Origin of the sequence: Microcoleus sp. bin48.metabat.b7b8b9.023 (assembly GCF_013299185.1) — a bacterium.
GTDB lineage: Bacteria > Cyanobacteriota > Cyanobacteriia > Cyanobacteriales > Microcoleaceae > Microcoleus.
The window spans coordinates 1-13,532 of record NZ_JAAFKG010000004.1 but is presented as its reverse complement, the minus strand read 5'-3'; the positions used below and the strand labels follow the sequence as shown (position 1 = coordinate 13,532).

Here is a 13,532-nt window from a genome sequence, read left to right as displayed (position 1 = left end):
CTTCAGTCCGCATAAAATCAGGGGACTGAAGTCCTCACTACAAACATCTCCTTGTTGGTTCGTAGTGAGGACTTCAGTCCGCATAAAATCAGGGGACTGAAGTCCTCACTACAAACATCTCCTTGTTGGTTCGTAGTGAGGACTTCAGTCCGCATAAAATCAGAGGACTGAAGTCCTCACTACAAACATCTCCTTGTTGGTTCGTAGTGAGGACTTCAGTCCGCATAAAATCAGAGGACTGAAGTCCTCACTACAAACATCTCCTTGTTGGTTCGTAGTGAGGACTTCAGTCCGCATAAAATCAGAGGACTGAAGTCCTCACTACAAACATCTCCTTGTTGGTTCGTAGTGAGGACTTCAGTCCGCATAAAATCAGAGGACTGAAGTCCTCACTACAAACATCTCCTTGTTGGTTCGTAGTGAGGACTTCAGTCCGCATAAAATCAGAGGACTGAAGTCCTCACTACAAACATCTCCTTGTTGGTTCGTAGTGAGGACTTCAGTCCGCATAAAATCAGAGGACTGAAGTCCTCACTACAAACATCTAATTACTAATTCCCAATATTATGTATTTGAAAACACTGCACTTACGGCAGTTTCGGAACTACTTGGATCAAACAGTAGCATTTGACGCTCCCAAAACCATATTAGTAGGAAATAACGCCCAAGGAAAATCCAACCTGCTAGAAGCGGTAGAGTTGCTTTCCACCTTAAAAAGCCACAGAGTATCGCGCGATCGCGACTTAATCCTCGAATCAAAGCCGATCGCCCAAATAGATGCTACACTCGAACGTCAAACCGGAGCGATCGACCTAGCCTTAACTCTGCGCTCCGGGGCGCGCCGCACCCTGAAGCTCAACGGCGAACCCCTGCGCCGCCATTTAGACTTCTTGAGCGTCATCAATGTAGTACAATTTTCCTGTTTGGATTTAGACTTAGTACGCGGCGGGCCCGAAGGAAGGCGCAACTGGATCGATCGGCTAGTCATCCAACTAGAGCCGATTTACGCTCACATTTTGCACCAGTACAACCAAATTTTGCGCCAGCGAAACGCTCTGTTAAAACGTTCTAGAGAAACCAGAAAAACAGAATTTTCCCAAAGTTTGGACAAAATGCGATTTATCGGATCAGAAACTTCCGAAGACCAAAATATCGCAGAATCCCCAATGCCCAATGCCCAATGCCCAATGCCCGATTCTCAATCCCCCATTCCCAGTTCAGAATTAGCCTTGTGGGACGCACAGTTGGCGACAGCAGGTGCTCGGGTAATCCGCAGGCGCGATCGTATTTTGGAGCGTTTGATGCCTTTAGCGCGCAATTGGCACGGTTCAATTAGCGGTTCTACAGAAGTTTTAGATGTCAAATACGATGCTAATATTGAAGTAGGCCCAGAATTAATCGCTAAAGACAATCTTGAAGGAGTACGGCAAGCATTTTTAGAGAAAATTCAAAAAAGGGCGATCGCAGAACAATTTCAAGGAACCACCTTAGTCGGCCCGCACCGCGACGACATTACATTTACAATTAACAACACCCCAGCGCGTCAGTACGCATCCCAAGGTCAGCAGCGAACTCTCGTACTAGCATTAAAATTAGCCGAATTGCAGCTTATTGAAGAAGTCGTCGGTGAAGCACCTTTACTATTGCTCGACGACGTACTTGCAGAACTCGATCTGAGCCGCCAAAATCAACTTTTAGAAACAATTCAAGAACGATTTCAAACTCTGATTACAACGACTCATCTAGGCGCTTTTGACAGTCAGTGGCTGCGCCAAACTCAAATTCTATCCGTCGTTTCCGGACAAATCAATCAATTTTAGATTTGAGAGTTGAGATTGATAAATCATATTATGTCTGCTCACTTATCCCTAATAAAAATAGTTTGATCGTTCGGACTTTAGTCCGCATCCGTCAGAGGACTAAAGTCCTCACTACAAACCAATTTGATTGTGGTTGTTCGAGCGGATATGATATCAATCTATGTGAGATTGACAAATTTTACTTTTCATGGTATTCATGCAAAAATCTTGAAAAGTTGACATAATTAGCTCAATTCGAGATAGGATAAAGGTTAATTTTGATTGCCGCTTTCGCCTCCATTTTTCTAAGCCTTATGAAGCATTACATTTCCCGTCTGTTAGCTCTGGTATTAGTTGTTGTCATCGGCGTAGCAGGCTGTACCAATGTTCCTGCCAGTCTGAGCGGAGACTACAGCAAAGATACATTAGCATTAGTCACCAGCTTGAGAACAGCGCTTACTTTGCCAGAAGGCACGCCGGAAAAAGCAGCCGCTCAAGCCACTGCTCGCACAAGTATCAATGATTTTTTCGCAGCATACCGCCGCGATCCCGCTCTTACCAAGCTGGCATCTTTCACCACAATGCGGACGGCATTAAACTCTTTGGCTGGACATTACAGTTCCTATCCAAACCGTCCCGTGCCTGAAAAGTTGAAAAAACGTCTTGAGTCGGAATTTCAGCAAGTAGAAGCTGCTCTCAATAGAGGAGCTTAATCTCAAAAATTAGGGATAAAAAATAATTTGAATAATTCATCTTTTATCCTTAATTTTTGATAAGCAACATTTTTTAGTAGAAATATCAGTTGCTTTTAGCGCCGGCTGTACCCAGGCGCTTTTTTTGCAGGATTTTGCTGTAGGGTTCGCCGCCATTGACGTTTGCATTGTGCGATCGACTTGTGCCATAACTAGGTCAGTCGATTTTAGATTTTAGATTGACTCCACAGATTAATCTGGGAAATTTAACTTGGATCTAAAATTAGGGATCTGCACAACTCGATGGGGGCTTGCACCCGTTGTTGGACGGGGTTAACCTAAAAAAAGTAGAAAATTTGTAGCTGTGCGTCTGCGCGATCGCCAAAAATGCGATCGCCACCCAATTTCAACTAAAAAACCAGATTCAATTATCCCGTCAGGAACTCAGAGGCTCAAGCCACGCTCGCTTGTAAGAAATTGCAAGCTGTTCTGACCAGACCCCTTGAAAAAGGAGACGTCCCCCACCGGTCACGACACCGGCGAATGATCCGCCAGTTTTGGGCTCTGTCATCTGCGATTAAACAGTTTTAAAGTCACGCTTTACAGTGTCGCAGGTCTAACAAGCCTTTATAACCAGGTCTGAACGAACATTACCCCGTAAGGGAGGCTCCAAAAGAGCAAACATTATGCGTACAGGGTTGCAAGGTTTGAGGCGGTAACTGTCCTGCTGAAAGTACATTACAAAAGTACACCAAGTCGAGCAACTCCAAGGCGGTAATGGATAAAGAAAGATTCAAGGCGGTTGAAACCGCTCTTGGAGTTTCCCTCTCAGGACTAAAGTCTCTGAGTTTCCCACTTACCGAGCTATTTTATGAAAATTGCACCAACTCGCATCGCCAACTTTCAATCCCAGCGACGCTGTTTAAGTGCGGTAACTGCTGTTTTAACCAGTAGCTTCATCAGCCAGCTTGTTTTGCCATTTATCGAAAATCAACCAGCTTTTGCCGAAACATCAGCCTATTGCCAATTATCCAAAGAGCAAGTCAATCAAAAAGAAGACTTGCGCCGCGCCGCCCTGTCAGGAAAACCAGAATCCCAGCAAGCATATTTTGCCGTTTTGAGCAAACACGCACGGGAAATCGCAGAATGCCGCCAAAAAACTTGGCCCGAAACCCAAGCAGTTTGGCTGCGTTTGTATCCCTGCGATGTCAGACCCGGAGAGATCGATCGCGTATTAGACAAGGTTGTCAATAAAGGCTACAATCAAGTCTATGTCGAAGTGTTTTATGACGGTCAAGTCCTACTCCCAGCCGCAGAAAATCCGACTGCTTGGCCTTCGGTTTTGCGAAATCGCGGCTACGAAAAGTATGATTTGCTAGAAAAGGCGATCGCCAAAGGCAAACAGCGAGGATTAAAAGTATACGCCTGGTTATTTACCATGAACTTTGGCTATACCTACGCTCAGCGTTCCGACAGACAGCAAACCCTCGCCGTCAACGGCAAAAATCAGACCAGTTTAACAGTAATTCAAGACGCAGGTTTAGACGACCAAACCGGAGAAAGTCACGCCACCCACGCCTTTGTCGATCCCTACAATCCGCAAGCAAAGCAAGACTATTCTTTGTTAGTCAATCAAATAGTCAAGCGCAGGCCGCAAGGAATGTTATTCGACTACATTCGCTATGTCCGGGGCGTCGGATCTGCTTCAGTTGCTACCAAAGTTCAAGACTTGTGGATTTACGGCCAAGCATCGCAGCAAATGCTTTTGCAGCGAGCGAACAATCAGCAAGGACGAGACTTAATTCAGCGATATTTGACTAAAGGATTTATCAATACTAATGACGTTCAAGCCGTAGTCAAACAGTATCCAACCGAGCAAGAACCTCTTTGGCAGGGGCGAATTCCGCGAGCCATCCCAGTAGCAACTCCAGCTTCTAGAAGGGGAAATGCCACATCAAAAGCAGCTTCAATAACTCCCGCTACAAAATCGCCCAACCCTGCAAATCCCACACCAAAACCGACACCAAAACCGCCGCTTCCCGATACCGGCGTTCTGCAAAAAGACCTCTGGCAACTGAGTATTGGTCATGCAGTCCAAGGAATTTTAGATTTTTTTGGAATGGCAACTCAACCTGCTCAAAGGATGGGGATTCCTGTAGGAGCAGTATTTTTTCCTAATGGAAATCAAAAGATCAATCAAGGGGGATTTGATTCGAGATTGCAGCCTTGGGACAGGTTTCCGGCTTCCGTAGAATTCCACGCGATGTCTTACGGCAATTGTGGGGATGTAAGCTGCATTGTGCCGCAAGTGCAGCGGACTTTGAGTTTAGCGCCTCCGGGAGCAAAAATCATTCCTGCGATCGCCGGAGATTGGGGAAAATCTCTGAAAAATCGTCCGTCTTTGGAGATTCAAATGCGGGCAATTCGTGCTGCAACGCCGCAAATTAATGCGGTGAGTCATTTTTCTTTTGGCTGGCAAGAACCGGAGGATGAAAGGGCGCGGCAAACTTGCAGACTGTAGTGTAATTATTTGTAGAGACGCAATTCGTAGCGTCTCTATAAGAGGCTATTTGTGCGATAATATTTGAAAATGTTCCTTTCTGTTAGGAGCGGATCGTCATCTAAGTTTTATTAGGACAATACCGGATTGTAATAAAAATCAACACAAAGGAGTATTTCCTATGGTAAGTCAGCCACAACCATATCAGCAAGTATCCAACCAAGATTCGATTGATGACTTAAATTTCAGTCAAGAAGAAGATAATGGCGACGAACCTTATGAAAAAGATAAACTGATCTATGACCCTGATGAAATTAATATTTTTACCAAAGAACCAACCATCGAGCAACTTCTAAGAAGAATCAATGAGGAAGCTCTTGACTTAGCACCCGACTTTCAGCGCCATGCAAACATTTGGAAAGATGACGCTAAAAGCAGACTGATTGAGTCGATCCTGATTCGGATTCCATTACCAGCTTTTTATATAGATGCAACTGATGAAGATAAATGGTTAGTTGTGGATGGATTGCAAAGGCTATCTGCTCTCAAGCAATTTATGAGCGATAAAACACTGAAGTTATGCGGACTAGAATACCTGCTCAATTTAGAGGACAAAACTTACGATGAAATAGAACGCAGATACCAGCGAAGAATTGAAGAGACTCAGGTGACAGTTTATTTGATCGGAAAAGGTACGCCTCCTTCAGTTAAACATAATATTTTTAAACGTATTAATACAGGGGGATTACCAATGACTCCTCAAGAACTTCGCCATGCTCTCAATCCCGGTAAGGCAACAAAGTTTTTGGCTAAACTTGCTACATCTCGTGAATTCCAACAAGTTACTAATCTGAGTAAGTTGCGTAAAATGCGGATGGACGATCGGGAATTTATACTCGGTTTTTTAGCCTTTACGCTTACATCTTATCAAAATTATAAAGACAATAACAGAAATGTGTTTTTAAGTAGAGCCTTATTTAATATAAATAATTTACCAGAAGAACAATTAAAAGTAATTGAAAAAAACTTTAAAAAAGCCATGATTGCAGCATTAGAAATTTTTGGGAAAAGCGCTTTTCGTAAAATATCTCAAAACCAAATAAAAATGTATCCAATTAATAAAGCATTATTTGAATGTTGGTCAGTTAATCTCAGTCAACTGAGCGATGAACAAATTAACATATTGAAGCATAAAAAGCATAATTTAATTAAAATTTTTATTTATTATGTAGATGAAGATCGAGATTTTCTGACATCTATATCTCAGGCTGCTGATAAAATTGAGTACAGATTTAGAATAATTGAACAAATAATTAACGAGGTATTGGCATGATTAATTCACTACGTTTACTTAATTTCAAACCTTTTGCAAATCAACTATTGAAATTCAAAAATTTGACTTTGCTTGCTGGTCTAAATAGCACTGGAAAGTCTTCCGTATTGCAATCGCTATTGCTGCTGAGACAATCTTATCAACAGGGTTTATTGCCAGAAAAAGGATTGGCACTTAATGGCGATCTTGTGAATATTGGCACTGCTCAAGATGCACTGTTTGAGGGAGCAAAAGAGGAATTAATTGGTTTTGACATTGTTTGGGAAAACAACAGCGAGGGCATATGGCGCTTCAAATATGATAAAGAGGTAGATGTGTTGAATATTAATTCCAAACAAGTTAGCGCAGAAGTATATCAATCAAATCTTTTCGGCAATAATTTTCATTATCTTCAGGCAGAACGGATCGGGCCTCGGCCATTTAATGAAATGTCAGATCATCAAGTGAGACACCTCGATCAACTTGGGATTAAAGGTGAATATACCGCACATTTTCTTTCACTTAAAGGAGGTAAACTTATTCCTAATAGCAGTCTCAGTCATCCCAATGTAAAATCAAAGATTGAACCAGGCGAAGTTCAAGTAAAATCAATGGAATTGATAGACCAAGTGGAGGCGTGGATGGGAGAAATCAGTCCAGGTACCCGCCTTAAAATTGAGACTAAATATGATGTTGATTTGATGAGTGTTCAATATTCCTATGGAGATAGCAATCCTTACCGTGCAACTAATGTGGGATTTGGAATTAGCTACACTTTACCAATTATTGTAGCGGCACTTGCATCAACACCTGGTACAATCATTTTAATTGAAAACCCTGAAGCTCATCTGCATCCCAAAGGACAAGTTAAAATGGGTCAATTATTAGCTTTAGCAGCTAGCGGTGGAGTTCAAGTTGTGATAGAAACTCACAGCGATCATGTTTTAAATGGGATTCGTCTTGCGGTTCACGGGGGTAAACTTGACCCGAAAGATGTTCAGTTGCATTACTTCCAGCGTCAAAATAAAGAAGGACAAGCTGTGACTGATGTAGTATCTCCTAAAATCGATCGCAACGGACGAATCGATCGCTGGCCGGATGGTTTTTTTGATGAGTGGGACAATAGCTTGGAGATTTTGTTGGAACCTGCGGTGCAAGGAGAGTAAGTAATGGATTTGGAGATGGTGTTTAATGAACTATCTGCGCGAAATCTTGCTCCTGATATTTCTACAGCACAACAATGGATGTCAGAATTGATTAGTACGATGCGTGAAGCTAAAGGCTGCGGACTGAAGGGAATCCGCACTCAAGCAGATTTTCATGCTATGGTTCTCGCAGAAAACTATCCTCTTTCTCGTTGGCGCAACGATTCTCAAGTTAATAGAGAAGAGCGGACTTTTCTGAGAACTCTGGCAACTAAAACTCCTTTATCCGTTGATATTCCCGATCTAAAGATTAAAATAAAAGTTGAAGATCCAGATTGTGAGTTAAGTTTACAGGGGAGCCAAGCAGAAGGCTTTAAAGTTGCTCACTATCTTGAAACATTGGCAATTAGTCTGAATTCAGATTCGCTGTGGAATGGTAGTCGCATTAAGTTAGAACTAACACAAATTGATGAGAATGGGGAGATAATAGAAGAAATTGTAGAGGTTATTCATGCTAGTCAGAAAAACCACGTTATCGAACACGATGATTGGATTCAGAAGCGCCAGCTAACAGGAGTTGTTGACGGTTTAGAGCTTTGGAACCGTCGAGCTGAGTTATTCTCCAGCCTGGAATTTTGCGATCGCCTTAGCGAACAGATACAAAGCGTTGTCGATCCAACTATGTTACGACAAGTTCTCAGAAAGTTATTTGAACTTGATGAATTATCAAAAAATTGGACAGACGGATCGCTCGATTTAGATAATCTTCCTAGCAAGGTATCTCCAGAAAGTGAGTCAAGACTTAAGCAGTTTAGAGAGCAACTAAATATTAAATGTCTTGACGGAACAAAGCGTATTTTCAGTTTGCACGTCCGCATGACACCGGGAGCTTGGCGACTTCATTTCTGCACAGAATTAGGGCCGGGAAAAATAATCATTGGGTATATTGGCCCCAAAATACAATAATTTTAAGATTCGCCCAACTTTTAGCTGAAGGTTTTGGCGTGGCGTAAATGGCTGTTTTTAAACAAAACTTAATTTAGCCAACTCTCAAGCTGGCAAAGCTGTAAGCGATAATTAGATCGTTAACAGCAAATAGTACAGTGCATGACTCGCAAATTCACTAAAAAATCTGCAATTCAAACGTTTATACTTGTCGCAGCGCTCGCCCTAATTTTACTGTTTCCCGATCGCTTAAAAACTGCGAATTCAAATTCGATCGCCCAAATCCCCCCTTTTGGCAATCCCCCGCCAAACCTGCTGAAACCGCCCAAACCCCAAATACTCCCTTCTCCCGCCGCAACTCCGTCTCCGAAACCTCTCGTAGAACCTTTGGTTTTCGCACCACCAGCGCAATTTCGCGGACAAATTGTTTACCAAGTAAGTATCAACAACTCGAAAGTTATCGCCCTGACTTTTGATGATGGCCCAACTGCGGAAACTTTGAAAATATTAAAAATATTGCAGAAACATAACGCGGTAGCTACGTTTTTCTGCTTGGGTGCAAATTTGCGAGAGAATCCAGAAATTGCTAAACAAGTAGTAAAGGCCGGAAATGCGATCGGCAATCATACTTGGCATCACTTTTATCACAACGTCACGGAAAAAACAGCAGCCGATGAAATTGATAATACTGGTGTTCATATTTATCGATCGACTGGGGCGAAAAGTTTGTTGTTTCGTCCTCCCGGTGGGCGCTTAAATAACGGTTTTGCGGATTACGCCAAAAAGAAAAATTATGTGGTGGTGATGTGGTCGATCGATCCTAAGGACTTTTCGCAACCTCCGGCATCTGCGATCGTCAGTACGGTGCTATCCCAAGCGATATCGGGGGCGATCGTATTGTTGCATGACGGCGGTGGCGATCGCCAGCAAACAGTCGAGGCCGTATCTGTAATCATTCCCAAACTCAAACAGCAAGGATACCGTTTTGTAACAGTGCCGCAATTACTAGAAATCCAAGCTGCACAAAAACAGGAAAAGGGCGATCGTAAATCCCCATAAACAGACATCCTATTTCATCTGCGTACCCTTCGGGAAGGCTTCGCCTACATCCGCGTTAATCTGCCTTTATCTGCGGTTCAAAATCCCGATCGTGCTAAACTTATGAATAACATAAAAACTTTTATCAATCCTCATGCAAAAACTACAAGCAAGAGATATTAACCTCCGCTATTTAATTGATAACTTCGGTTTGCAGCGAGTTCGGAATCAAGAATTTTTCCGAGAATGGCAAGAAAACTTGCCGGAAGTAGCTGACTTTGAGAAACAATTACTCGATCGCGTCCAAGACATATACTTTAACTTAGTAGACACCCCGCCTGTGTTGGAGAATGCAGTCAAGCTAACAATCATCAGCCCGATTTTGTTTATTGCCGGTCTCTTTGAGTCTCCTTTTCAAGTAAAAGCCGAAAAATCCATCGCAATTCAAGAAGAAGACGAAGGCAGAATCATCGAAGGTAGAATAGATATCCTGATTATGAAAGCAAACTTGTGGGTGACAGTAATTGAATCTAAACAACTTTCGTTTTCAACTGACGAAGCACTTTCCCAACTCCTGACATATATGCTGGCAGATCCGAATCCAGAAACTCCTACTTTTGGGATGATTTCCACAGGTGCTAACTTCAGTTTTGTCAAATTAGTCAGAGGCGAAACTTTGCAGTATGCCCGATCGCCTGAATTTGTTGTTTCCAATCCCGGCAATGAATTGTACCGCGTTTTGCAGATTTTAAAACGCCTGAGTCAATTGCCAGACTAACCCTAAAAATTATTTTGAGTTATCTTATCATTTGAAAATGACAAGATCTCAGATAGTATCCGAAAAAAAACAATTAAATTGGTTTGTAGTGAGGACTTTAGTCCTCATCAAAGAGAGGACTAAAGTCCTCACTACAAACGGTTTTTATGATGGTAATTAACCGGACATGATATAATATCTGAAATTTATAAATTCTGCGAGCATGGTAAATTACTGGATAGTCGGCGCTTTAGCAATAGCTTCTGTCTGTTGGGCAGAAATCATCCGAGATTTTTATCACGTCGCGTCTCATTATGTGCCGGCACTGCAAAAGCTGCACAATTGGCATCACCGCGTTTTCCGCCCGAATTTGACGCCCGTTAGCGAGACAATTTACAAGCAAGCGCACTGGCGTCACGATGTGCCCGAAGCTGCGGCGATGATGGTTTTGGGCTTGTTGCTGTGGGTTTTAGCTTATTTTGCCTTGCCGGAATATCACTGGGGCGCAGCAGCGGGTTGTATTTATACTTTAAGCTTTTTGTTGAGCGCGATCGCCCGCGCGATCGGTATCAAAGGCGCAGACGAGTTAACCGACATCACCCACCAACCGGGAAACTTCCAAACTATCCCGGGTAAATGGTTTGTGAATAAACCTTACCACTGGAAGCATCATTTCGACAATCAAAATGCTTACTATTGCGGTACTTTCACCTTAATAGATAAACTTATGGGTACAGCACTTTCTCTCAAAGGCAAAACTGTCGCCGTCACGGGTGCATCGGGAACCTTGGGGCGTTTGCTTCTGAAACACCTGCAAAAAGCTGGTGCAAAAGTTATCGCCCTCTCCTCTGGAAATGAGGAAATTACTTTGAATGCAGACGGCGAGATTTTGCCTGTAAAAACCGTAACTTGGCACGCTGGCGAAGAGGCTGATTTAGCTAAAATGTTAGAAAAAATCGATATTCTCGTCATCAATCACGGGATTAATGTACAGAAAGAAAGAACCGGAGAGGCGATCGCAAACTCCTACGAAATTAACACTTTTTCGGCGTGGCGGCTGATGGAACTGTTTTTCTTAACAGTTCGCACTAATGAAGATATAGCTTGCAAAGAAGTCTGGATCAACACTTCCGAAGCAGAAGTGATTCCCGCTGTCAGTCCCCTGTACGAACTCAGCAAGCGCGCCCTGGGAGATTTAGTAACTCTGCGACGGTTGGATGCGCCCTGTATCGTCCGCAAACTGATTTTAGGGCCGTTCAAAAGCAACTTAAACCCGATCGGCATTATGTCTCCTGACTGGGTAGCGCAGCAAATTGTCAAACAAGCTAAAGCCGATGTCCGCAATATCATCGTCACAATCAATCCTTTGACTTTGATTGTTTTCCCAGTCAAAGAATTCTTTGTTTCTTCGTATTTCCAACTCTTCAGCCGCAAGACAGTTGCAGAGATTAAAGCAGCGGCCACAGCGGAAAAATCCAGCGTTGAAGCTAAGATTAATTGACAAAGAAAAAACGCAGAATATCGGGCGGTTGGAAACCGCGATTACACAGACAAAACCCGCCTCCGCGGGTTGAAGACAGGCCGTTAAATTTACGTTATTATCTTCAGTCCGCGGAGGCGGACATCGTTTGTATAGACGCGGTTTCAACCGCCGAGTTTCTACTCCGATCTAATTGCTAACCTCAGCCATTTCAATCACTCGGCCATCATAATCCTTAACCAAAAAATTAAGCGGCTTTTCCCGGCGAATTTTATAACTAATCCCGCGAGTTTGTACTCTCATTAATAGCTGATCCAAACAATCGCGATCGAAACAAACATGACGTTCGCGATTTTTTTCGCCTGCGCCAGCCCCGCTAATAATATGCAGTTGCGTATTTTTCATCAACTGATACCACAAACCCTCGGGACTCCCCATCGTTTGAGAGCTCGTTCCCCTCCCGACATTGGGCGACAAATACAGGGGGTCGATACCCGTTGTCCCCAAGGTTTGCTCGTAATTATAGTAGTAGTGCAGTGGCACTTCTGCTACAGGGAGGCTTAGCATACCTTCATAGAACTCCCTCGCCTGTGCGAGATCCGATACCATCACCGTGTGTACCTTGGGAGCACTGGTGAGAAACATCCACATCGCCCCCGCATAGGCGGCTAGCAGCATCACCATGATCCCTTGAGTGGAAAACAAGCCGTCTAGGGGTAAGTCGGGCAAAAAAGAGCTCAGGTACAAGGGCCGAAGTCCAAAAGCAATAAAACTAACTGCTAGAGTCATGAATTATAAGAAAGGGTAAACAACGAAATTTATCAAGATTGCGGTCGCGATCGCCCGCGAGACTTAAACTATTAGCTTAGGCATCTAATATAGCAAAAACTAGCGATTAGGCCCTACCCGATGAAAGTCTTTGTCTACGGCACTCTCAAACCGGGGGAGTGCAACTATCTGCGCTACTGCGAGGGAAAGGTTGTGGATGCTTTGCCCGCGATCGCCCGCGGCCAACTTTTTGCACTGTCGATCGGCTATCCTGCAATGGTGGCCGGAGAGGGCATCGTCTGCGGTTTTCTCCTCTGTTTCGCGAATTCCGCTATTTTGCACGATTTAGACAGACTGGAAGACTATCATCCGCTGCGGGAACCGACCCAAAACGAATATCAGCGGGAAGAAATCGAAATTTGCGATCGACACCTCAAACCTCTAGGCACAGCTTGGACATACTTCATGTTACCCGATCGCGTTCGCGCTCTAGGAGGCATCTGGCTGCCCGATGGGACGTGGGAAAATCGGTTTTTCACAAAATAAGATAAGACGGCGGTTTCAACCGCATCTTACCTTATTCTTTAACCCGCTCCCGTCGCGTGAGTGTTTGTATTGACGCGGTTGAAACCGCCCGGTATTGAGATCCCAAGCGTATTGCGATCGAATCTGTAACCGTAATCCCGAACAGATACATTTAACCCGGCAAATCCAGGACTAAGCCTGATACTACCGTGTATGGCAATACAGAAAAAGCTGCAAGCTCTCCTGTCAAGGAGGTATCTCTCAAAGCTTTCAACAAGATATTGAAAGCGCCATTTGAATTTCTGTCCACACTTTGAACGGGTTTTTGATGTTTATTCTTCCGTTATGCCTACTACAAAACTGCCATATTTAACAGCAGCTTGATGCTTCAACATTTGCTGGAAATGATAATGACTCAAAGTGACCATGGTCTTAGCTGTTTTAGCCCACATTCCGCACCCCCAACTGGCACATAGGGGGATTGAGGGAGTAAAAGTGAATCATCCGAGACAAAAATGAGTAGAAATACTCAACTATCTCGGTCACTCAGCATTACCCAGTAGTCCATTCT

Annotated in this window: 11 protein-coding genes; 10 read left to right on the top strand and 1 reads right to left on the bottom strand. The window is 43.5% G+C overall.

The features are described from left to right. Window positions 1–566: 566 nt before the first annotated feature. From QZW82_RS03460 to QZW82_RS03420, 9 genes are all read left to right on the top strand, one after another. A complete protein-coding gene (locus tag QZW82_RS03460; RefSeq protein ID WP_293144643.1) occupies window positions 567–1,820 on the top strand; it encodes a DNA replication/repair protein RecF in 1,254 nt (417 codons plus the stop codon). Window positions 1,821–2,113: 293 nt separating this feature from the next. Then, window positions 2,114–2,512: a photosystem II protein Psb27 gene (psb27, locus tag QZW82_RS03455; protein ID WP_293144640.1), complete on the top strand. Its 399-nt coding sequence runs from the start codon at window positions 2,114–2,116 to the stop codon at window positions 2,510–2,512. Between the two features lie 850 nt (window positions 2,513–3,362). After that, entirely contained in the window at window positions 3,363–5,012 is a 1,650-nt protein-coding gene (locus QZW82_RS03450) for a family 10 glycosylhydrolase (RefSeq protein ID WP_293144637.1), read from the top strand. Window positions 5,013–5,172: 160 nt separating this feature from the next. Beyond that, window positions 5,173–6,324 (top strand): DUF262 domain-containing protein, encoded by a 1,152-nt coding sequence (locus QZW82_RS03445; protein ID WP_293144634.1) that lies wholly within the window; start codon window positions 5,173–5,175, stop codon window positions 6,322–6,324. Further along, window positions 6,321–7,469 (top strand): DUF3696 domain-containing protein, encoded by a 1,149-nt coding sequence (locus tag QZW82_RS03440; RefSeq protein ID WP_293144631.1) that lies wholly within the window; start codon window positions 6,321–6,323, stop codon window positions 7,467–7,469. The genes QZW82_RS03445 and QZW82_RS03440 overlap by 4 nt, the downstream gene beginning before the upstream one ends. Before the next feature lie 3 nt (window positions 7,470–7,472). Further along, entirely contained in the window at window positions 7,473–8,414 is a 942-nt protein-coding gene (locus tag QZW82_RS03435; RefSeq protein ID WP_293144628.1) for a hypothetical protein, read from the top strand. A 141-nt stretch (window positions 8,415–8,555) separates the two neighbouring features. Continuing rightward, the gene (locus QZW82_RS03430) at window positions 8,556–9,452 is read left to right on the top strand and encodes a polysaccharide deacetylase family protein (RefSeq protein ID WP_293144625.1); all 897 of its coding nucleotides are present in this window, start codon (window positions 8,556–8,558) and stop codon (window positions 9,450–9,452) included. A 133-nt stretch (window positions 9,453–9,585) separates the two neighbouring features. Then, entirely contained in the window at window positions 9,586–10,209 is a 624-nt protein-coding gene (locus tag QZW82_RS03425; RefSeq protein WP_293144622.1) for a restriction endonuclease subunit R, read from the top strand. Window positions 10,210–10,411: 202 nt separating this feature from the next. Next, entirely contained in the window at window positions 10,412–11,689 is a 1,278-nt protein-coding gene (locus tag QZW82_RS03420) for a bifunctional sterol desaturase/short chain dehydrogenase (RefSeq protein ID WP_293144619.1), read from the top strand. A gap of 168 nt (window positions 11,690–11,857) precedes the next feature. Here the strand turns inward: QZW82_RS03420 and QZW82_RS03415 are convergent, their stop codons facing one another. Then, window positions 11,858–12,457, bottom strand: a complete 600-nt coding sequence (locus QZW82_RS03415; RefSeq protein ID WP_293144617.1) for a glyoxalase-like domain protein — start codon at window positions 12,455–12,457, stop codon at window positions 11,858–11,860. 120 nt (window positions 12,458–12,577) lie between these two features. On the opposite strand from QZW82_RS03415, the gene QZW82_RS03410 reads away from it, so the two are divergent. Next, on the top strand, window positions 12,578–12,982 hold the full coding sequence (locus QZW82_RS03410; RefSeq protein WP_293144612.1) for a gamma-glutamylcyclotransferase: 405 nt from the start codon (window positions 12,578–12,580) through the stop codon (window positions 12,980–12,982). The last annotated feature ends 550 nt before the right edge of the window (window positions 12,983–13,532 follow it).